Source organism: Streptomyces sp. NPDC088733 (assembly GCF_044751185.1).
Classification (GTDB): domain Bacteria; phylum Actinomycetota; class Actinomycetes; order Streptomycetales; family Streptomycetaceae; genus Actinacidiphila.
Genome location: NZ_JBIVLH010000005.1, coordinates 202,137 through 224,119 on the forward strand (window position 1 = coordinate 202,137; position 21,983 = coordinate 224,119).

A 21,983-nucleotide genomic window follows, 5' to 3' on the forward strand; every position below is an offset into this window, starting at 1 on the left:
GTGACCGAGCCACGAACCACTTGTTACCCGCTCGTTTCAGCGCGACCAACACAGGGCATCAGTCTGTGGCGCCGCGGGCAGTGTCGCCTGCGTCTCACGTGAGCGATGCTGGCCCCGAACTGCCTGCTCGTAGCGCTGCTTAGTCCACATGATGGAATCCGCTATCCACTTTTCGGTCATCGGGCCATCATGTAACCTGCACGAAATCGCAGAGGGCCAACGTCGTCCCTAGCGCGCATGCATATGCCAGATGACGACGACGGGAGAGCCGACCAGATGCGTCCTGTTCTGCACCGGCCTACACACCTCCAGGCCGCCGCCTCCGGTTCCGGCCGGGCCCACATGGACGGGCGTCCCGCCGCCCAGGGGCTGTACGACCCCCGCAACGAGCACGACGCGTGCGGCGTCGGCTTCGTGGCCACCCTCACCGGCGAGGCCGACCACGCGCTCGTGGAGCAGGCCCTGACCGTGCTGCGCAACCTGGAGCACCGCGGGGCCACCGGCTCCGAGCCGGACTCGGGCGACGGCGCGGGCATCCTGATGCAGATCCCGGACGTGTTCCTGCGCGAGGTCGCCGCCGAGCGCGGATTCGAGCTGCCGGGCGCCGGCCACTACGCCGTCGGCATGGCCTTCCTGCCCGTCGAGGACGAGGACCGCCGCAAGGCCGTCGAGTCCATCGAGCGCATCGCCGCCGAGGAGGGCCTCACCGTCCTCGGGTGGCGCGAGGTCCCGACCGACGCCGCGGGCCTGGGCGCCACCGCCCGCTCGACGATGCCGTACTTCTCGCAGCTCTTCGTCGCCGACGCACAGGACGCCGCGAGGGCCGGGATCGACCTCGACCGCCCGTCGTTCGTGCTGCGCAAGCGCGCCGAGCGCGAGGCGGACGTCTACTTCCCGTCGCTGTCCGCCCGGACGGTCGTCTACAAGGGCATGCTGACCACCGGCCAGCTGGAGCCCTTCTTCCCCGACCTGTCCGACCCGCGCGTCGCCACCGCCATCGCCCTGGTCCACTCGCGCTTCTCCACCAACACCTTCCCCAGCTGGCCGCTGGCGCACCCGTACCGCTTCGTCGCCCACAACGGTGAGATCAACACCGTCAAGGGCAACCGCAACTGGATGCGCGCCCGCGAGTCGCAGCTGGCCTCGGAGCTGTTCAGCGGGGACCTGGAGCGGATCTTCCCGGTCTGCACCCCGGACGCCTCCGACACGGCGACCTTCGACGAGGTGCTGGAGCTGCTGCACCTCGGCGGCCGCTCGCTGCCGCACAGCGTGCTGATGATGATCCCCGAGGCGTGGGAGAACCACGGCTCGATGGACCCGGCCCGCCGCGCCTTCTACCGCTACCACTCCACCCTCATGGAGCCCTGGGACGGTCCGGCCTGCGTCACCTTCACCGACGGCTCCGTCGTCGGCGCGGTCCTGGACCGCAACGGCCTGCGCCCGGGCCGCTACTGGGTCACCGACGACGGCCTGGTCGTGCTCGCCTCGGAGTCCGGCGTCCTGGACGACATCGCCCCGGAGCGGATCGTCCGCAAGGGCCGGCTGCAGCCCGGGAAGATGTTCCTGGTCGACACCGTCGGGCACCGGATCATCGAGGACGACGAGATCAAGTCGCAGCTCGCCGCCGAGCACCCGTACGGGGAGTGGCTGGACGCCGGCCTGATCCACCTCGACGACCTGCCCGAGCGCGAGCACATCGTGCACACGCACGCCTCGGTCACCCGCCGCCAGCAGACCTTCGGCTACACCGAGGAGGAGCTGCGCGTCATCCTGGCGCCGATGGCCAAGACCGGCGGCGAGCCGCTGGGCTCCATGGGCACCGACTCGCCGATCGCGGCGCTGTCCGAGCGGCCCCGGCTGCTCTTCGACTACTTCACCCAGCTGTTCGCGCAGGTCACGAACCCGCCGCTGGACGCCATCCGGGAGGAGCTGGTCACGTCGCTGATCAGCGCCGTCGGCCCGTCCGGCAACCTGCTGGAGCCCTCGCCCGCCTCCTGTCGCAACATCACCATGCCGTTCCCGGTGATCGACAACGACGAGCTGGCCAAGCTCATCCACATCAACGCCGACGGCGACCTGCCGGGCCTGAAGGCCGCGACCCTGTCGGGCCTGTACCGGGTCTCCGGCGGCGGCGAGGCGCTGGCCGCGCGGCTCACCGAGATCTGCGCCGAGGCCGACGCCGCCATAGAGGCCGGCGCCCGCTTCATCGTGCTGTCCGACCGACACTCCGACGCCGAGCACGCGCCGATCCCGTCGCTGCTGCTCACCTCGGCCGTCCACCACCACCTCATCCGCACCAAGCAGCGCACCCAGGTGGGCCTGCTGGTCGAGGCCGGCGACGTCCGCGAGGTCCACCACGTCGCCCTGCTGATCGGCTACGGCGCCGCGGCGGTCAACCCGTACCTGGCCATGGAGTCGGTCGAGGACCTGCTGCGCGCGGGCACCTTCATCTCCGGCATCGAGCCCGAGACGGCCATCAAGAACCTGATCAAGGCGCTGGGCAAGGGCGTGCTGAAGGTGATGTCCAAGATGGGCATCTCCACCGTCGCCTCCTACCGCGGCGCGCAGGTCTTCGAGGCGATCGGCCTGGACGGCGAGTTCGTCGACACCTACTTCCACGGCACCACCAGCAAGATCGGCGGCGCCGGCATCGACGTGGTCGCCCAGGAGGTCGCGGCCCGCCACGCCAAGGCGTACCCCGCCTCCGGCATCGCCCCCGCGCACCGCCGGCTGGAGATCGGCGGCGAGTACCAGTGGCGCCGCGAGGGTGAGCCGCACCTGTTCGACCCCGACACGGTCTTCCGGCTCCAGCACGCCACCCGCTCCCGCCGCTACGACATCTTCCAGCAGTACACGCAGCGGGTGAACGAGCAGTCCGAGCGGCTGATGACGCTGCGCGGCCTGTTCCGCCTCAAGGACGGCGAGCGCCCCGCGATCCCCGTCGAGGACGTCGAGCCGGTTTCCGAGATCGTCAAGCGCTTCTCCACCGGCGCCATGTCGTACGGCTCCATCTCGCGCGAGGCGCACGAGACGCTGGCCATCGCCATGAACCGGCTGGGCGGCAAGTCCAACACCGGTGAGGGCGGCGAGGACCCGGACCGCCTGTACGACCCGGAGCGCCGCTCCGCGATCAAGCAGGTGGCCTCCGGCCGCTTCGGCGTGACCTCGGAGTACCTGGTCAACGCGGACGACATCCAGATCAAGATGGCCCAGGGCGCCAAGCCCGGCGAGGGCGGCCAGCTGCCCGGCCACAAGGTCTACCCGTGGATCGGCAGGACCCGGCACAGCACCCCCGGTGTCGGCCTGATCTCGCCGCCGCCGCACCACGACATCTACTCCATCGAGGACCTGGCGCAGCTGATCCACGACCTCAAGAACGCCAACCCGGCCGCCCGCATCCACGTGAAGCTGGTGTCCGAGGTCGGCGTCGGCACGGTCGCGGCGGGCGTCTCCAAGGCCCATGCCGACGTGGTGCTGATCTCCGGCCACGACGGCGGCACCGGCGCCTCGCCGCTGACCTCCCTGAAGCACGCGGGCGGTCCCTGGGAGCTGGGCCTGGCCGAGACGCAGCAGACGCTGCTGCTCAACGGGCTGCGCGACCGGATCGTGGTGCAGACCGACGGCCAGCTCAAGACCGGCCGCGACGTGGTCGTCGCCGCCCTGCTGGGCGCCGAGGAGTTCGGCTTCGCGACCGCGCCGCTGGTGGTCTCCGGCTGCGTGATGATGCGCGTGTGCCACCTGGACACCTGCCCGGTCGGCATCGCGACCCAGAACCCGGTGCTGCGCGACCGCTTCTCCGGCAAGGCCGAGTACGTGGTGAACTTCTTCGAGTTCATCGCGCAGGAGGTCCGCGAGCTGCTGGCCGAGCTGGGCTTCCACTCGATCGAGGAGGCCGTCGGCCACGCCGAGCTGATCGACACCACCGCGGCCGTCGACCACTGGAAGGCGCAGGGCATGGACCTCGCCCCGCTCTTCCACGTGCCCGAGCTGCCCGAGGGTGCCGCCCTGCACCGCACCACCGAGCAGGACCACGGCCTGGACAAGGCGCTGGACCAGCAGCTCATCGAGCTGGCCGGCGAGGCGCTGCACACCGGTGACCCGGTGCGCGCCCAGATCGGGATCCGCAATGTGCACCGCACGGTCGGCACCATGCTCGGCCACGAGGTGACCAAGAAGTACGGCGGCGCGGGCCTGCCCGACGACACCATCGACATCACCCTGACCGGCTCGGCCGGCCAGTCCTTCGGCGCCTTCCTGCCCAAGGGCATCACCCTGCGCCTGGAGGGCGACGCCAACGACTACGTCGGCAAGGGCCTGTCGGGCGGCCGCATCGTCGTCCGCCCGGACCGCGGTGCCGACCACCTGGCCGAGTACTCGACCATCGCCGGCAACACCATCGCGTACGGCGCCACCGGCGGTGAGCTGTTCCTGCGGGGCACCACCGGCGAGCGGTTCTGCGTCCGCAACTCCGGCGCCACCGTGGTGTCCGAGGGCGTGGGCGACCACGGCTGCGAGTACATGACCGGTGGCCGGGCGCTCGTGCTCGGCCCGACGGGACGCAACTTCGCGGCCGGCATGTCCGGTGGCATCGCCTACGTCCTCGACCTCGACCCGGACAACGTCAACACCGGCATGGTGAACGTCGAGGACCTGGACGCGGACGACATCAAGTGGCTGCACGACGTGGTGCGCCGCCACCACGAGGAGACCGGCTCGACGGTGGCCGAGAAGCTCCTCGCCGACTGGGGGAACACCCTGACCCGCTTCGGCAAGGTCATGCCGAGGGACTACAAGGCAGTGCTCGCCGCCAAGAACGCCGCCGAGCAGGCCGGGCTCTCCGAGTCCGAGACCACCGCGAAGATGATGGAGGCGGCAAATGGCTGACCCGAAGGGCTTCCTCACCACGCCCCGCGAAACCGCTCCGACCCGGCCGGTCGAGGAGCGCAAGCAGGACTGGAACGAGGTCTACGTTCCCGGCGGGCTGCTGCCGATCATCAGCGAGCAGGCCGGACGCTGCATGGACTGCGGCATCCCGTTCTGCCACAACGGGTGTCCGCTGGGGAACCTGATCCCCGAGTGGAACGACTACGCCTACCGCCAGGACTGGAAGGCCGCCAGCGAGCGCCTGCACGCGACCAACAACTTCCCGGAGTTCACCGGCCGGCTGTGCCCGGCGCCCTGTGAGTCCGCCTGCGTGCTCGGCATCAACCAGCCCGCGGTGACCATCAAGAACGTCGAGGTCACCATCATCGACAAGGCCTGGGACAGCGGCGACGTCACGCCGCAGCCCCCGGACCGGCTCTCCGGCAAGACCGTCGCCGTCATCGGCTCGGGCCCCGCCGGCCTGGCCGCCGCCCAGCAGCTGACCCGGGCCGGCCACACGGTCGCGGTGTACGAGCGCGCCGACCGCATCGGCGGTCTGCTGCGCTACGGCATCCCCGAGTTCAAGATGGAGAAGCGCCACATCAACCGGCGCATCGAGCAGATGCGCGCGGAGGGCACCAAGTTCCGCACCGGTGTGGAGATCGGCCGCGACATCGACGGCGCCAAGCTGCGCAAGCGGTACGACGCGGTCGTCATCGCCGCCGGCGCCACCCAGTGGCGGGACCTGCCGGCCGAGGGGCGCGAGCTCAAGGGCATCTACCAGGCCATGGAGTACCTGCCGCTGGCGAACAAGGTGCAGGAGGGCGACTTCGTCACCCCGCCGATCAGCGCGGCGGGCAAGCACGTGGTCGTCATCGGCGGCGGCGACACCGGCGCGGACTGCGTCGGCACCGCCCACCGCCAGGGCGCCCTGTCGGTCACCCAGCTGGAGATCATGCCGCGGCCGTCCGACGACCGCCCGGCGCACCAGCCGTGGCCGACCATGCCGATGACGTACAAGGTCACCTCGGCCCACGAGGAGGGCGGCGAGCGGGTCTACGCCGTCAACACCGTGCGGTTCGAGGGCGACGAGCACGGCAACGTCACGGCGCTGCACCTGGTCGAGGTCGTCTTCCAGGACGGGAAGTTCGTCCCGCAGCCGGGCACCGAGAAGGTCATCCCGGCCGACCTGGTGACGCTGGCCATGGGCTTCACCGGCACCGACCAGAAGAACGGCCTGGCCGAGCAGCTGGGCCTGGAGATGGACGCCCGCGGCAACGTGGCCCGCGACAAGGACTTCGCCACCAACGTCGAGGGCGTCTTCGTCGCCGGCGACGCCGGGCGCGGCCAGTCGCTGATCGTGTGGGCTATCGCCGAGGGCCGCTCCGCCGCCCGCGCGGTGGACCGCTTCCTCACCGGCGCCAGCATCCTGCCCGCCCCGATCCGCCCGACGGACCGGCCGCTGACGGTCTGAGCGTTCCGCGGAGAAGAGAGCTGTCCCGTACAACGGCGTACGGAACGGAAGGCGGCGTCTGCCCTCACTACCCGGCCGAGGGCAGGCGCCGCACTTGCAAACCGGCGAACGCGGCCTGCGCGTCCTCGGTGTAGGCGCCCACGCTGCCGCTTGTGTAGGGCCGTTCGGCGTCGGTGAACGAGGTCAGGAAGCGCCCGCCCGCGGTGACGGTGACCACGGCGCCGCGCTGCTCCACCCCGACCTCGTACCACGGGCCGGGCGGGAACGGTGTCGGCCCGGTCGCCAGGAAGCGCTGGCCGCCGGGGTAGGCGGGGTCGCGCTTGCCCAGCTCCCAGCCGTTGGGCTTGAGGGTGACGTAGTAGAAGTGCTCGGGGTCGCCGTACCCCCACACCAGCCAGGGCACCTCCCACGGGTTGGGCGCGGGGGAGCGCAGCCGGCGCAGGGCCCGCATGCGCGCGGTGTACGCCACGTCGGCGTACCGCTCGGTGGTGACGACCAGTCCGGCGTGCGTCTCGTCGGGGCGGGTCGAGGCGGCCGGGGTGAGCGTCAGCGAGGTGTCGTCGCCGCGGTTGTCGCCGTACCCGTCGTACACCGACAGCCAGCGCCCGTGCACCGAGCCGTCCTCCCAGCCGGGGACCGCCGCGCCGGGCCGGGTGCAGGCGTACACGACGCCGCCCGCCACCAGCAGCAGCACCGCCAGCGTGATCCCGGCAGGCCGGCGGCCCCTCCGCCGCGGGCGGGGGAGGGGCCGGGACATCAGGAACCGGGGCGCGGTGGTCATGCCCTGGAGTACGGCTCCGCGGCCTGCGGCGAAGCGGCCGCGGCGAGTTCGCCGTGCAGCGCGTCACCACGCACGTCCGTCCCGAACTCGCCGAAGTCCTCCGCAAGTTGCGCGAGGATGCGGTCGGCGGCGAGGCCGTCGCCGAAGGGATTGCCCGCGGTCGCCATGCGGTGGTACTCGGCCGGGTCGTCCAGCAGCCGCGTCGCCGCGCCGAGGATCGCCTCGGGGTCGGTGCCGATGAGCCGGGCCGCGCCCACCTCGACGGCCTCGGGCCGCTCGGTGGTCGTACGCAGCACCAGGGCGGGCTTGCCGAGGCTCGGCGCCTCCTCCTGGATGCCGCCGGAGTCGGTGAGCACCAGGTCGCTGTCGGCGAGGGTGGCCGCGAAGTCCGGGTAGCCCAGCGGCTCGACGACATGGACCGCGTGATGGCCGGTCAGTTCGGGGAGCAGCGCGTCTCGGACGGCCGGGCTCTTGTGGAGCGGCAGCAGGATCTCCACGTCACCGCGCTCGCCGAGCCGGCGCAGCGCCCTGCCCATCGCGCGCATGCGCTCGCCCTGGTTCTCCCTGCGGTGCAGCGTCAGCAGCACCCGGCGGCGGCCGGTGCCGGGGAAGGCGCTGCGGCCGACGCCCTCGCCGATCACCCACAGCAGGTTGTCGATGACGGTGTTGCCGGTGACGAACACCTGGGTGTCCGGGGTCCCTTCGGCACGCAGATGGCCGGCGGCACGCGCCGTGGGCGCGAAGTGCCAACGTGCGATGCGTCCGATGAGGCGCCGGTTGAGCTCCTCGGGGAAGGGGTTGTCGAGGACGCCGGTGCGCAGGCCCGCCTCGACGTGGGCGACGGGCACCCGCTCGTAGAAGGCGGCCAGCGCGCCGGCCAGCGCGGTGGTGGTGTCGCCCTGGACGACGACCAGGTCGGGGCGGTCGCCCCGGATCACCTCGCCCAGGCCCTCCACCAGACGGGCGGTCAGTTCGGACAGCTGCTGGCGCTCGCGCATCACGTCCAGGTCGGTCCTGGCCGGGACCCGGAGCAGGTCCAGCATCTGGTGGAGCATCTCGCGGTGCTGCCCGGTGGTGACCACCAGGGGTTCGAAGAGGTCGGAGGCGGCCATCGCGCGGGCCACCGGGGCCAGCTTGATCACCTCCGGCCTGGTGCCGAGGACGAGCATCGCGCGGATGGTGCCCGGCACTTCGGGCGCATCGGCGGAGTATGCGGACATGGATCCCCCTGGGACGGTGTGGCGGTCTGTGTCGGTGTGCTGATGAGCGTGGGGAACGCGCGGTGCGCGTCAGGTGCGGGCGGTCTTCAGCCAGGTGCGCTTTCCGGTGACCATCCGCCACAGGCCCCACCATCCGGCGGCGAACCAGATGTAGCCGTAGAGGATGAACACGTGCGCGACCAGGACCGAGCGCAGCAGCCCGAGGGTGCGCTCGCGCTTGGCGTAGACGAACCCGTACACATAGGCCGCGGTGAAGGAGAGCACGTACGGGCCGAGCAGCCACATCGGCGAGACGAGCGAGTGGCCCGCGCGTACGGAGGCGACGGCGGTGCCGGCGAGGGCGATGAGGAAGGAGAGCGGCAGCAGCGAGGTCAGCAGGATCAGCACCGGGCTGGACAGGTGGTAGAGCAGGTCCAGGGCCGGCCGGGTGGCGACCTCGCGCAGGATCAGCGGAACGAGGTTGGCCGACTGGAGGTGGCCCTGGAACCAGCGGGAGCGCTGCCGCACCAGCCGGCGCACGTCGAGCACGGCCTGCTGGGAGACCGCCGCGGTGGTGCAGTACTGGTTGCGCCAGCCGCGGGCGATCAGCCGGACGCCCAGGTCGAGGTCCTCGGTGAGGCTGTCGCTCCACGGGCCCGCGCCGCCCAGCGACTCCAGCGCGGACAGCCGCATGAACTGCCCGTTGCCGCCCATGCCGACGCTGCCGATGAAGCGCCGGGCGCTCTGGAAGACGTCGCCGTAGACGACGAACTCCATGTCCTGGAGCCGGGCGAGCAGGCCCAGGTGGCGGTTGTACATCCGGACGCCGATCTGGACGGCGCCGGTGCCCGGGTCGTCGAAGTACGGGTCCACGGACTGCAGGGTGTGCGGGTCCAGCCGGCCGTCGGCGTCGACGACGCAGATGATCACGTCCCGCGGGTCGCGGCCGCCGAGCAGTCCCGAGGACCGCAGGTGCCGTACGCCGGCGTTGAGCGCCGCGCCCTTGCCGCGCCGGGCGTCGGGCAGCCGGCGCCGGTAGAGCCAGACCCGCTCGCCGCCGGGGTCGGCGGCGCGGACGGCATCGGCCGTGCGGTCGTCGGAGGCGTCGTCGATGACCAGGGCGACGAAGCTGTCGGCGGGCAGTGAGGTGATGCGCGCCAGGCTCTCGCCGATGACCTTCTCCTCGTTGAGGCAGGCCAGCAGGAAGACGTAGAAGCGGGGTGTGCCGGGGCGGCGGGATCGGCGGATCCGCCGTCTGGAGAGCAGGAAGAGCACGGTGTTGTAGGCGCCGGCCATCACGATCAGCGAGGTCGCGGCCCACAACGGGATCCGGGAGATCATCCGCCGCTCCCGGGGAGCCGCGGGGCCGGGGTCCGGCCGGTGTGCCGGCGCAGCCACCATCGGGCGGTCAGCAGACCGAATGCGATCAGGCAGTACAGCAGGAAGCCCATTCCTGCTGCTATTTGTAAAGCCCTGGCGAAAGGAATGCCAGGGACGGTTCTCGTCGCCGATGCCATACCGGCAAGCGGCAGCATTGTGCCCAGTGCGGGCCTTCCGTACATGAGTGAGTCCCCCCAATTCGCTTCGGCTCCACAGTCGGGCCGAAACTCCCTCACGGAAGTTAGCAGATACTTTTAGACGATCATCCGCGATGGCGTCAGCCGTGGGAGAGGGCTCCTGGTAAGCCTTGCGTTCTTGCAGGTGAGGAGGGTTGGGGGAGAAGGTAATTCACCCGTCCGGGTGGGATTGGCCACGGTAATGGAATGGATAATCGAACGGGATGCACATCCGATGATCCGGTTGACAGCGGGCATTGCCGCTCTGAACAATCAGCGGCCTGTTCATTCGGTGCAATGGGGGGAAATATGCAATCCCGCATCAGGAGACCGCGGAAGTCCCGGGTCTCCGTCGTGTTCATGCTCGTCGCGTCGCTCGTGGGCGCCGCATTCCTGACCGGCCCGGCCGGCGCCGCACCCCGCGGCCCGGAGGCCGACCTCGGCGGGCACCTTCACCGCCACGCGGAGAATCTCGCCGGCCGCTCGGGCGTCGGCGCGATCGACCTGGGCGCGTGGGCGAAGTCCCAGCAGTCCGCGGACCGCGACCGCCGTACCGAGGGCCCGCTCCGGCAGGCCGCCGCGAGCCGGCCGGCCGCGCGGGCCGCGGCGCTCGCGGCACCCGCCGTCGCGCCGTCCGGTACCTCCGCGCTCGTGCTCTACGACACCGCGGGGCCCTACGGACAGCTCGGTGAGCTGTACGCCATGGCCACCGCCAACCTCGCCGGCCACTTCGGCACGGTGACCGCCAAGCCGGTCCAGCAGTACACCGCCGGCATGGTGAACCAGTACACGGCGACCGTCTACCTCGGCTCGACGTACTACGGCGGCAGCGTCCCCGACGCCGTCCCGGCCGCGTTCTACCAGGACGTCGTCACCACCACCCGCCCGGTGACCTGGGTCGGGGACAACATCTGGTCACTGGCGAACGCCACCGGCGCCGCCCAGTTCCAGAGCACGTACGGCTGGGACCCCAGCACCTCGTACTTCGACTCCGGCTCCGTCACGCAGGTGACGTACCGGGACCAGACCCTCACCCGGAAGATCCCGGCCGGCCAGGACGGCGGCGTGCTGCGCCCCGCCATCGTGTCGGGGCCCGGCTACCCGGCGGTGACGGAGCTGGCCCAGGCAGTCGACACGGGCACCGGCACGTCCTTCCCGTGGGCGGTGCGCTCGGGCAACCTCACCTACGTCGGTGAGATCCCGTTCGCCTACGTCTCGGAGACCGACCGCGTCATCGCCTTCGAGGACCTGCTCTTCGACGCCCTGGCGCCCAGCACCCCCGAGCGGCACCGGGCACTGCTGCGGCTGGAGGACATCAGCCCCGACTCCGACCCGGCCGAACTGCGCGCGACGGCCGACTACCTCTACTCGCAGAGGATCCCCTACGGCATCAACGTCATCCCCGTCTACACCGACCCGCACGGCACCTACAACAACGGCCGGCCCGAGACCGTCACCCTGCTCCAGCGCCCGCAAGTGGTCTCCGCGCTCAAGTACATGCTGGCGCGCGGCGCCGTCCTGATGAACCACGGCTACACCCACCAGTACGGCACCGTCGCCAACCCCTACAACGGCGTCTCCGGCGACGACTTCGAGTTCTACCGGGCCCACGTCGACAGCGCCGACAACGTGGTCTACGACGGCCCGGTCGCCGAGGACTCCGCGCTGTGGGCGCAGACCCGGGTGACCCTCGGCCTCGCCCAGTTCACCCTCGCCGGGCTGCCGACGCCGAAGCTGTGGACCACCCCGCACTACGCGGCCTCCGCCACCGACTACAAGGTCTTCGCGCGGAACTTCACGGCCCGCCTGGAGCGCTCGCTGTACTTCTCCGGGACGCTGAGCGGTACCGCCGGTGATCCCAATCGCTTCATCGGGCAGTTCTTCCCCTATGTCGTGAAGGACGTGTACGGCACCACCGTGCTGCCCGAGAACATCGGCAACTACGAGCCCGAGGCGTACAACAACCACCCGGCCCGGCTGCCCGCCGACCTGATCGCCTCGGCCAAGGCGAACCTCGCCGTGCGCGACGGCTTCGCCAGCTTCTTCTACCACCCGTACAACCCGGTCCAGCCGCTCCAGGAGACGGTCGACGGCATCCGCGCCCTCGGCTACACCTTCGTCAGCCCCGCGGCGCTCACGTGACCCTGATCCGGAGGACCGCCGCCGCCGCTCTCGCGGCGGCGGCGGTCCTCGCCCTCACCGCCGGCTGCACCGCCGTCCCCGCGGCCGACGACGGCGACGGCCGTTCCGTAGCCCCCGCGCACCCGTCCGCACCGGCCGGGGCCGGGGCGCCCCGGCTGCGCGGCATCGCCCTGCCGTCGTGGGCCGCCGAGGACTACGACAGCCCCGCCGCGGGCCGCTACCTGCGCGACATCGCGGCCACCGGGGCGGGCTGGGTGTCGCTCACCCCGACCTGGTACCAGTCGGCCCCCGGCGCCGCGTCGATGCACACCACCGGGGAGACCGCGAGCGACGACTCGCTGCGCCGGATCATCCGCGAGGCGCACGCCGCCGGCCTCAAGGTCCTGCTCAAGCCGCACGTCGACCTCCCCGGCGACCAGGACCGCGCGGAGATCCGGCCCGCCGACCCCGCCGCATGGTTCGGCGCGTACACCCGCTTCATCACCCACTACGCGCGCCTCGCCGAGGACCTCGGGGCGGAGCAGCTGTCCGTGGGCACCGAACTGGCCGGCACCTCGCGGGACGGCGCCCGCTGGCGGGCGGTCGTCCGCGCCGTCCGGCGGGACTACCGGGGACCCCTGGTCTACGCCGCCAACTACGACGAGTACGCGCACATCCCCTTCTGGGACGACCTCGACCTCATCGGTGTCGACGCGTACTGGCCGCTGGCCGACCGCCCCACCACCGACGTCGGCCGGCTGCGCGCCGCCTGGCGGCCGATCGCCCGGCAACTCGCCGGTTTCGCCGCCCGGCACCACCGCCGCGTGCTGTTCACCGAGGCCGGCTACGTCAGCCAGCGCGGCACCACCACCGCCCCCTGGTCCTGGACGGTCAGCGCGCGTCCCGCCGACGACGAGCAGGCCGCCGCCTACCAGGCCCTGCTCGGCGCCATGGAGGGGGAGCGCTGGTGGGCCGGGGTGTGCTGGTGGATGTGGGACGACTGGCCGGACAGCGGTGAGACACCGGCGCGGCTGGCCTACACGCCGCACGGCAAACCCGCCGAGGAGGTGCTGCGCCGCTGGTGGCGCAGATGAACGAGACAAAAGGTGCGAATCGCTGGGATCGTGTTCCCATGACCGCTCTCGCGCCCCCCGACCACGAGGACACGACGGACTTCGCCGACGCCGAACGCGGCTTCCTCGGCGCCCTGGCGCCCGGCCGTGTCACCGCCGACGACGGCCGGGTGGTCTGGGACAACGACGCCTACTCCTTCCTGCAGGAACCCTGCCCCGACACCGCCCACCCGGGCCTGTGGCGGCAGAGCAGGCTCGCGGCGAAGCAGGGGCTGTTCGAGGTCGTCGAGGGCGTCTACCAGGTCCGCGGCCTGGACCTGTCCAACATGACACTCGTCGAGGGCGACCGCGGGGTCGTGGTCATCGACCCGCTGCACTCCACCGAGGTCGCGGCCGCCGCCCTGGCGCTCTACCGCGAGCACCGGGGCGACCGGCCGGTCACCGCGCTCATCTACACCCACTGCCACGTCGACCACTTCGGCGGCGCGCGCGGCGTCCTGCCGTACGGCCACGACCCGGTCCCGGTCCTCGCCCCGGCCGGCTTCCTGGAGCACGCCGCCAGCGAGAACGTCTACGCGGGCACCGCCATGAACCGCCGCGCCGTCTACATGTACGGCTCGGAACTGCCCAAGGGCCCCGCCGGCCAGATCGGCTGCGGGCTCGGGCAGACCGTCTCCACCGGCGCCATTGCCCTGATCCGGCCGACCGTCGCCGTCACCCGCACCGGGCAGGACGAGACCCTCGACGGCGTCCGCATCGTCTTCCAGCTCACCCCGGGCACCGAGGCGCCCGCCGAGATGAACTTCGTGCTCCCCGGCAAACGCGTGCTGTGCATGGCGGAGAACGCCACCCACACCATGCACAACATCCTGACCCTGCGCGGCGCCCAGGTCCGCGACGCCCGCGAGTGGGCCCGGTACCTCAACGAGTCGCTGGTGATGTTCGGCAACTCCGTCGACGTCGTCGTCGCCTCCCACCACTGGCCCACCTGGGGCCGGGAGAACATCCACCGGCTGCTGGCCCACCAGCGCGACCTGTACGCCTACCTCCACGACCAGACGCTGCGGCTGCTCAACCAGGGCCTCACCGGCAGCGAGATCGCCGAGGAACTGCGGCTGCCGCCCGCCCTGGAGCGCTTCCACGCCAACCACGGCTACTACGGCTCCCTCAGCCACAACGTGAAGGCGGTCTACCAGCGCTACATGGGCTGGTTCGACGGCAACCCCGCCCACCTGTGGCAGCATCCGCCGGCGGAGGAGGCGCGCCGGTACGTGGACTGCCTCGGCGGCGCCGACGCCACCGTGGCCAAGGCGCGGGAGTACGCCGACGCCGGCGACCTGCGCTTCGCCGCGACCCTGCTCGACCACGCCGTCTTCGCCGACCCCGGGCACGAGAGCGCCCGCCGCGAACTGGCGGCTGTGTACACGCGGTTGGGCTTCGGCTGCGAGAACGGGCCCTGGCGGAACTTCTACCTGATGGGCGCCAAGGAACTGCGCGACGGCATCAGCCCCACCCCCACGACGACGGCCGGTCCCGAGCTCACCGCCGCCCTGACGGTCGACCAGCTGATCGACTCGCTCGCCATCCGGATCAACGGCCCCCGGGCCTGGGACACCCACCTCACCATCGACTGGCGGCTCACCGACGAGCACCGCACCTGGCACCTCACGCTCTCCAACGGCGCGCTCACCCACTGGTCCACCCAGGACGGCCGCCCCAGCCGGCACGCCGACCTCACCCTCACCCTCACCCGGCCCGAACTGCAGGGACTGCTGGCCGGCGGGCGCTTCGACGGGATCGAGCACGAGGGCGACCTCAAGGTGGTCACCACCCTCGTCGGCCTGCTGGACGGCCCCGACCGGAACTTCGCCGTCGTCACCCCCTGAGCCGCGGAACGGCGTTCGGTGTCCCCGGTGACCTGATTTCGGCGGCGCGGCCGGACGGCGGGCGCATAGCCTGAGCGCCATGGTCGAACACCGCTATGCCGAAGTGAACGGTCTCCGCCTCCACATCGCGGAGGAGGGTGAGGGCCCCCTCGTCGTACTGCTGCACGGCTTTCCCGAGTGCTGGTACTCCTGGCGCCACCAGTTCGGCCCGCTCGCCGCGGCCGGCTACCGGGTGGTCGCGCCCGACCAGCGGGGCTTCGGGCGCAGCGACCGCCCCGAAGCCGTCGACGCGTACACCATGCTGGACCTGGTCGGCGACGTGATCGGGCTGATCCACGCCCTCGGCGAGGAGACCGCCGTCGTCGTCGGCCACGACTGGGGCGCCCCCGTCGCCTGGCACACCGCGCTGCTGCGTCCCGACGTGGTGCGCGCCGTGGCCGGGCTGAGCGTCCCGCCCACCCCGCGCGGCGGGGACATGCCCCCGCTGCGCGCCATGTCGGAGCTGTACGACGGACGCTTCTACTGGAACTACTTCGCCCAACCCGGCGTCGCCGACGCCGAGTTCGCCGCCGACCCGACCTCCACCTTCCGCCGCTTCCTGTACGGCGCCTCCGGCGACAACCCGGCCAACGACCCCGTTCCCGCGCAACCGCTGGTCCCGCCCGGCCACGGGTTCCTCGACCTCGTCGGCGAGCCGGAGAAGCTGCCGGCCTGGCTGACCGAGGAGGACGTCGCCACCTTCGTCGCCGAGTACGGGGCCGAGGGCTTCACCGGCGGGCTCAACTGGTACCGCAACCTCGACCTCAACTGGCGGCTGACGGCGCCCTGGAACGGCGCGACCCTCCAGGTCCCCGGGCTGTACATCACCGGCGACCGCGACGTCGTGCACGCCTTCCCCGGCGTCTCCGACCTCGTTCCGGCGCTGCCGCAGATCTACCCGACGCTGCGCGAGCCCGTCGTGCTCCGCGGCTGCGGCCACTGGACGCAGCAGGAGCGCCCGCAGGAGGTCAACGCGGCGCTGCTGGACTTCCTGCGCGAGACGGCACCGGCCCGCGTCTGACCGCCCGGCCACGCGCCGCCGGCCACCGGCTCAGGTGTCGCACTCCAGCACGGTGCGGCACAGCCCGCACCGTGCCTTGACCCGGCCGCGCACCGGGACGCGGATGCGCTGGCGGCAGGTCGGGCAGGGGAAGGAGACCCGCATCGGCGCCTCCCCCTCGAAGGCGTAGCCGGCCACCGGGTGCGCGGTGCCGCGGCGGCGGTCGTGGGCGTAGCGCCGGCGGTTCGCCCAGCCGCAGCCTAGCAGCGGCGCGTTCCGCAGGTCCTCCCGGGCCAGCCCGAGACCGTCCCGGTAGGCGTCGCGGGCCCGGGGGCCGGTCAGCCACGGCTCGATGTCGTCGCCGAACGCCAGCGCGCGCTTGGCCAGGACGTACCCGAACTCCTCCGGGGTGAGGTAGCCCAGCTTCGTCGCCGCCATCGTCACCCGGTCGCCGAACAGCGCCGGCTCCTCCCGGTAGGAGTCCAGCAGCAGCCAGCCCGCGCCGAGGTAGGCCGTCGCGGTGTCCGTGAGGATCTCGTTGTCCCGCGTCCCGGGGAACTCCAGGCCGAGCCGGTGCAGATACACATGCATGACCTCGTGCGCCAGCGCCGCGCCCACATCGCGCCGGTCCTCCCGGAAGCGGTCGTGCAGTTCCACGAAGTACTCGGGGCCGGAGGCCAGTTCCACATTGCCCGCGTGCGCCATGTCGCGGAAGCTCACCACCATCCGGGCCTCGGGCAGCCGGAAGTGCTGCACGATGACCCGGGCCACCCGCTGCGCGCCCAGGTGCAGGTCCTCGTCCTGCGGGAACTCCACCGCCTCCGGGCGGACGCTCGCCGCGAAGCGGCTCACCGTGTCGTACGACAGCCTGCGGTAGAGCGCGGTCAGGGCCGACCGCACCTTCTCCAGATGCGGAAAGCCGTGCTCGATCGGGCTGGACGACGGCTCGCCCACGGCGCCTCCCCCAAGCGGTGCGACCCTACGAGCCTACGCGTCCACCCACGCCGTTGTCGCCGTACGATCCGGACCCGGACCCGAACCCGACGCCGAACCGGCCACCGGCAACCCCGTCCCCGCCAGCCGCTCCGCCGAGCCGCGCCGGCGGCACGCAGTCGGCGAGGACGTGCACAAACGTGAAGCGCCGGCCACCGTCCGGGCGCCAGTCCAGCGCGTTGCCGACGGATATCCGGTCAGCCCACTGCGGCAGCCGGCGGCGCGCCAGCTCCACCAGGCCCGGCGCGATGTCCACCCCGTACGGTTCGACCGCCCGGCCGCGCTCGGCGGCCCACGCCCGCACGGACTCCATCAGCAACCCGTTGGCGCAGCCGACGTCGAGGAAGGTGCCGTCCCTGTGCAGCGCCTCCACCACCATCGAGCGGCGCGCCCGCCACTCCTGCGGGCCGCCGCCGAAGCCGGAGCCGCCCTCGGCGGTCGCGGCCCGCAGATAGGCGGGCTGGATCAGCCGCAGGTTGTCCGCGAACCACGAGGCGTCGTCCTGCTCACGGAAGGAGCGTGCCGCGTCCAGCACGGCCCGCCGCTCGGTGCGGTCCGCCAGCCGCGCGGCGACCTCCTGCGGGGTGCCGGCGAACAGCTCCACCCGGGTGTGCGGCCGCCGCCCGCGGTAGCGGTCGCCGTCCAGCCACGCGTACAGCCGCAGCTCCAGGCCGTCGTAGGCGAAGGGGTGCACCCGCTGCCGCAGGAAGCCGGCGGTCATCAGCGGCACCCGCTCGGAGGTGTCCAGCCCCCAGTCCTCGCCCGGCAGCACGCGGCCCGACGGCAGCCGCAGGCCGGCGCCGCCGTGGCCCTCCGCGGGGACCGCGCAGCGGCCGTCCGGCAGGAAGAGCACGTACGTCACCCGGCGCACCGCCTCCGGGTCCCGCGGATCGTGCTCCATCGGCTCGTACTCGTGCGGCCCCCGCAGCATGCCGTCCCCCCTCGGCCGGATCCGTTCGCCCCCCTGACGACGCGCCGGACACCCCGGCGCCGGTGTGGGAAACACCGTACAAGTGACCACCGACATCCGGCTGCCGCCGCGTCCCGGGGCGGCTCCGGGTCAGCCCGCGGCGGGTGCCGGGGGCGGCGGGAGCTGCCCGTAGCAGAGGCAGAACGGGTGCCCGGCGGGGTCCGCGAAGACGAGGAAACCGCTGCGTTCGCCCCCGCTGTCGTGCAGGAAGGCCGCGCCGAGCGCGAGCACCTCCTTCCGCGCCCGTTCCACGTCCGCGCGGGTGGGCACCTCGAAGTCGAGGTGGAGCTGCTGCGGGTGCTCGGGGTCCGGCCACCGCGGCGGGCGGTGGAACGGCACCTCCTGGAACGCGAAGCGCGTGCCGCCCGGAGCCGTCAGGGTCACCCAGGAGGCGTTGGAGGCGTCCAGGACCCCGCCGAGGATCCCCTGGTAGAAGGCGCCCAACGCCCTCGCGTCGGGACAGTCGATCACGGTGAGCTGCATCGTGGCGATCATCCGGCGAGCCTGCCCGCTGTCCTACTTGAGACGCAAGGCCCGCTGCCCGGACCATACTTTCGGTGGACACGGACCGGGACGGACGGGGGAGGCGCGGCACGCCCCCGGCTCCGTACCCTGGGGACCGTCGCCGTAGCCGCCAGCCGCGAAGGACCCCGTCGCCATGCCTGCCCTGTCCCTGCCGCCCGCCGTCCTCGCCGCCCTCCTGGCCACCGGGGTCGCCGCCGTCGTGTGCTGTGCCGCGGTCGCGTGCGGCCCGCTCGCGGCGGTGTTCGCGGGACTGCTGGCCCTGGGCGTGTGGGGTGTGCGCTACGCGGTCCACCCGCGGTGAGCCCATGGGCCCCGTACCGGCGTCCCACCGCCGGATCAACCTGCTCGCCCTCGCGCTGCTCGCCGTCGCCACCGCCGTGACGGTCCGGGCCGTCGGGCACACCGGCGCGGGCGGTCACGGCGCGGGCGACGCCGTCGTCCACGGCAGCACCTCCGCGCGGGCCGCCGACCCGTCCGGCCACACCCCCGTGCGCCTCGACATAGCCCGCGCCCGGGTCCACGCGCGCGTTCTGGACCTCGGGCTCAACGACGACGGCAGCCTCCAGACCCCCGCCGGCGACGAGGGCCGCCACTGGGCGGGCTGGTACGACCGCAGCGCCGCGCCCGGCGACCCCGGCACCGCCGTGCTCGTCGGCCACCACGACACCGGAGGCGCCCGGGGCGTCTTCCACGACCTCGGCGACCTGCGCCCGTCCGACACGGTCGTCGTCACCCGCCGCGACGGCAGCCGCGCCCGCTTCGCGGTCACCCGGGTCCGCCGCGTCCCGGGGCGCTCCCGGCTCACCGGTGCCTGGTCCACCGGTACCGGCGCCCCCGCCCTGCGCCTGATCACCTGCACCCGGGGCCGCGGCGACTACCTGGTCGTCGACGCCGCCGCCGTCCGCCCCTCCTGACGCCCCCGCTGCCGCCCGCAGCGAACTTCCGTGCGGGTCGTACGGCCCATGAGGCAGCATGGCGGCATGCCTGCTCTCACCCGTGCCGAGGCCGAGACCCGCGCCCGGCTCCTCGACGTCCACACCTACGCCGTCGACCTGGACCTGACGCGTGGTGACGACGTGTTCGGCTCCACCACCGTCATCCGCTTCACCGCCCTCGCCGACGGCGACACCTTCGCCGAGCTCAAGCCCGCCGTCCTGCACCGCGCGGTCCTCGACGGCCAGGTGCTCGACCCGGCCGCCCTGGAGGACAACCGGCTGCCCCTCACCGGCCTCACGGCGGGCCCGCACGAGCTGCGGATCGAGGCCGACATGCGCTACTCGCGCACCGGGGAGGGCATGCACCGCTTCACCGACCCCGCCGACGGCGAGACGTACCTGTACACCCAGCTCTTCCTCGACGACGTCCAGCGCGTCGCCGCCGCCTTCGACCAGCCCGACCTGAAGGCCGTCTTCGAGGTCACCGTCACCGCACCGCCCGCCTGGACCGTCCTCGGCAACGGCGTCGCCGAGCGCACCGGTGAGGCCGAGGGCCACTGGCGGATCGCGCCGACCCCGCGCATCAGCACCTATCTGCTCGCGGTCGCCGCCGGTCCCTGGCACACGGTGCGCACCGAGCACGCGGGCCTGCCCTTCGGCCTGCACTGCCGGCGCTCGCTGGCACCCCACCTCGACGCCGACGTCGAGGAGCTGTTCGACATCACCCGGCGCTGCTTCGACCGCTACCACGAACTCTTCGCGGAGCCCTACCCGTTCGACTCCTACGACCAGGCCTTCGTCCCCGAGTTCAACGCGGGCGCGATGGAGAACCCGGGCCTGGTCACCTTCCGCGACGAGATGGTCTTCCGGTCCGCCGTCACCGACGCCGAGCGGCAGACCCGCGGCATGGTCGTCGCCCACGAGATGGCGCACATGTGGTTCGGCGACCTCGTCACGCTGCGCTGGTGGGACGACATCTGGCTGAACGAGTCCTTCGCCGAGTACATGGGCTACCAGGTGCTCTCCGAGGCCACCCGCTTCACCGGGACCTGGACCGACTTCGCCGTCGCCCGCAAGGGCTGGGGCTACGACGCCGACCAGCGCCCCTCCACCCACCCCGTCGCGCCCGATCCCGATGCCGTCCCCGACACCGCGTCGGCGCTGCTCAACTTCGACGGCATCTCGTACGCCAAGGGGGCCTCCGCCCTGCGGCAGCTGGTGACCTGGCTCGGCCGCAAGGACTTCCTCGCCGGCATCAACGAGCACTTCTCCCGGCACCGGTTCGGCAACGCCGCCCTCGCCGACTTCATCGACTCCCTCGCCTCCGCCACCGACCGGGACGTGCACGCCTGGGCCGACCGCTGGCTGCGCACCACCGGCGTCGACACCCTCACCCCGGTCCCGGCCGAGGCGGACGGCGGCTGGCGGCTGGAGGTGGCCCGCGCGGGCGAGCGCCCGCACCGCATCGCCGTCGCCGCGTACGACCGCGACGGTGCGGATCCGGCGCGGCTCGTGCTGCGCGAGCGCTTCGAGACGGACGTCCCCGCCGGCGCCGAGGCCGCCGCGACGCGGCCCGGCCCGCGCCCGGACCTGGTGCTCCTCAACGACCAGGACCTGACGTACGCCAAGATCCGCTTCGACGCCGGGTCCTGGGACACCCTCGTCAGCGGCCTGAGCGGTCTGCCCGACCCGCTCGCCCGGGCCCTGGTGTGGAACGCCGCCCGCGACCTGGTGCGCGACGGCGAACTGCCGCCCGCCGCCTACCTGGACGTGGCCCGCGCCCACCTGCCGCACGAGACCGATGTCGCGGTGGTGCAGGGCGTGCTCGGCTTCGCCCGCCACCAGATCGCCGACCGCTACCTGCCGGCCGGGCAGCGGCCCGACGCGCTCGCCGTCCTGGAGTCGCTCACCCGCGAGCTGCTCCGCCACGAGGACCCGGGCATGCGGCTCGCCGCCGCCCGCGAACTGATCACCGCCGTCACCGCCCCCGCCGAACTGCGCGGCTGGCTCACCGCGGGGTCCCTGCCGGACGGGCCGCCGCTCGACCCCGAACTGCGCTGGCAGGTCCTCACCCGGCTCGCCGTCCTGGGCGCCGCCGACCGCGCCGACATCGCCGCCGAACTCGAACGCGACCCCAGCGCCACGGGCCGGGAGGGCGCCGCGCGCTGCCGGGCCGCGCTGCCCGACCCGGAGGCCAAGCAGGAGGCGTGGACGTCGATGTTCGAGGACGACACGCTCTCCAACTACCTGTTCAACGCGACCGCCCAGGGCTTCTGGCAGCCCGAGCAGCTCGACCTGCTCGGCGACTGGGTGCCGCGCTACTACCCGGCCGCCGTCGCCCTCGCCGCCCGCCGGGGCCCCGCGCTGGCCGACGCCGCCGGCCGCTGGGCCTTCCCCGGCGCCGTCGTCGACGTCTCCGTCCTCGAACTCGGCGAGGCCTGCCTCGGTTCCGCCGATCCCGCTCCCACGCCCGCCCTGCGGCGCAGGCTCGCCGACCAGCTCGACGACCTGGCCCGCGCCCTGCGCGTACGGGGCGCGTGACCGCTCACCGCGGTGCGCGGGGGCGCC

15 protein-coding genes are annotated in these 21,983 nt (G+C 72.6%); 9 read left to right on the forward strand and 6 right to left on the reverse strand.

The genetic code is table 11. The features are described 5' to 3' along the window. Positions 1 to 342: 342 nt before the first annotated feature. Complete coding sequence (gltB, locus tag ACIP64_RS11760) at positions 343 to 4,884, forward strand: glutamate synthase large subunit (protein WP_401584754.1); 4,542 nt, start codon at positions 343 to 345, stop codon at positions 4,882 to 4,884. Further along, positions 4,877 to 6,337 (forward strand): glutamate synthase subunit beta, encoded by a 1,461-nt coding sequence (locus ACIP64_RS11765; RefSeq protein WP_401584299.1) that lies wholly within the window; start codon positions 4,877 to 4,879, stop codon positions 6,335 to 6,337. The genes gltB and ACIP64_RS11765 overlap by 8 nt, the downstream gene beginning before the upstream one ends. A 67-nt stretch (positions 6,338 to 6,404) precedes the next feature. On the opposite strand, the gene ACIP64_RS11770 is transcribed toward ACIP64_RS11765, so the two are convergent. The 3 genes from ACIP64_RS11770 to ACIP64_RS11780 form a co-directional block, all read right to left on the reverse strand. Beyond that, the gene (locus tag ACIP64_RS11770) at positions 6,405 to 7,118 is read right to left on the reverse strand and encodes a calcium-binding protein (protein WP_401584302.1); all 714 of its coding nucleotides are present in this window, start codon (positions 7,116 to 7,118) and stop codon (positions 6,405 to 6,407) included. Further along, a complete protein-coding gene (wecB, locus tag ACIP64_RS11775; RefSeq protein ID WP_401584305.1) occupies positions 7,115 to 8,338 on the reverse strand; it encodes a non-hydrolyzing UDP-N-acetylglucosamine 2-epimerase in 1,224 nt (407 codons plus the stop codon). The genes ACIP64_RS11770 and wecB overlap by 4 nt, the downstream gene beginning before the upstream one ends. A gap of 69 nt (positions 8,339 to 8,407) precedes the next feature. Continuing rightward, positions 8,408 to 9,658, reverse strand: a complete 1,251-nt coding sequence (locus ACIP64_RS11780; RefSeq protein ID WP_401584307.1) for a glycosyltransferase family 2 protein — start codon at positions 9,656 to 9,658, stop codon at positions 8,408 to 8,410. 524 nt (positions 9,659 to 10,182) lie between these two features. On the opposite strand from ACIP64_RS11780, the gene ACIP64_RS11785 reads away from it, so the two are divergent. The 4 genes from ACIP64_RS11785 to ACIP64_RS11800 all read left to right on the forward strand — a co-directional run bounded on the left by ACIP64_RS11785 (position 10,183) and on the right by ACIP64_RS11800 (position 16,013). Then, a complete protein-coding gene (locus ACIP64_RS11785; RefSeq protein WP_401584310.1) occupies positions 10,183 to 12,015 on the forward strand; it encodes a DUF2334 domain-containing protein in 1,833 nt (610 codons plus the stop codon). Continuing rightward, positions 12,012 to 13,088, forward strand: a complete 1,077-nt coding sequence (locus ACIP64_RS11790) for a glycoside hydrolase family 113 (protein WP_401584313.1) — start codon at positions 12,012 to 12,014, stop codon at positions 13,086 to 13,088. The genes ACIP64_RS11785 and ACIP64_RS11790 overlap by 4 nt, the downstream gene beginning before the upstream one ends. A gap of 38 nt (positions 13,089 to 13,126) precedes the next feature. After that, entirely contained in the window at positions 13,127 to 14,953 is a 1,827-nt protein-coding gene (locus ACIP64_RS11795; RefSeq protein ID WP_401584316.1) for an alkyl/aryl-sulfatase, read from the forward strand. Positions 14,954 to 15,032: 79 nt separating this feature from the next. Beyond that, positions 15,033 to 16,013: an alpha/beta fold hydrolase gene (locus tag ACIP64_RS11800; RefSeq protein WP_401584319.1), complete on the forward strand. Its 981-nt coding sequence runs from the start codon at positions 15,033 to 15,035 to the stop codon at positions 16,011 to 16,013. A 30-nt stretch (positions 16,014 to 16,043) separates the two neighbouring features. On the opposite strand, the gene ACIP64_RS11805 is transcribed toward ACIP64_RS11800, so the two are convergent. From ACIP64_RS11805 to ACIP64_RS11815, 3 genes are all read right to left on the reverse strand, one after another. Next, positions 16,044 to 16,946 (reverse strand): hypothetical protein, encoded by a 903-nt coding sequence (locus ACIP64_RS11805; protein WP_401584322.1) that lies wholly within the window; start codon positions 16,944 to 16,946, stop codon positions 16,044 to 16,046. 25 nt (positions 16,947 to 16,971) lie between these two features. Then, positions 16,972 to 17,916: a class I SAM-dependent methyltransferase gene (locus ACIP64_RS11810; protein ID WP_401584324.1), complete on the reverse strand. Its 945-nt coding sequence runs from the start codon at positions 17,914 to 17,916 to the stop codon at positions 16,972 to 16,974. A gap of 129 nt (positions 17,917 to 18,045) precedes the next feature. Then, positions 18,046 to 18,450, reverse strand: coding sequence for a VOC family protein (locus tag ACIP64_RS11815; protein ID WP_401584327.1), 405 nt, complete (start codon positions 18,448 to 18,450; stop codon positions 18,046 to 18,048). A 163-nt stretch (positions 18,451 to 18,613) separates the two neighbouring features. On the opposite strand from ACIP64_RS11815, the gene ACIP64_RS11820 reads away from it, so the two are divergent. The 3 genes from ACIP64_RS11820 to pepN all read left to right on the forward strand — a co-directional run bounded on the left by ACIP64_RS11820 (position 18,614) and on the right by pepN (position 21,956). Continuing rightward, positions 18,614 to 18,781: a hypothetical protein gene (locus ACIP64_RS11820; protein ID WP_401584330.1), complete on the forward strand. Its 168-nt coding sequence runs from the start codon at positions 18,614 to 18,616 to the stop codon at positions 18,779 to 18,781. A gap of 4 nt (positions 18,782 to 18,785) precedes the next feature. Further along, a complete protein-coding gene (locus tag ACIP64_RS11825) occupies positions 18,786 to 19,394 on the forward strand; it encodes a sortase domain-bontaining protein (protein ID WP_401584333.1) in 609 nt (202 codons plus the stop codon). Positions 19,395 to 19,460: 66 nt separating this feature from the next. Continuing rightward, a complete protein-coding gene (pepN, locus tag ACIP64_RS11830) occupies positions 19,461 to 21,956 on the forward strand; it encodes an aminopeptidase N (RefSeq protein WP_401584335.1) in 2,496 nt (831 codons plus the stop codon). Positions 21,957 to 21,983 lie beyond the last annotated feature (27 nt).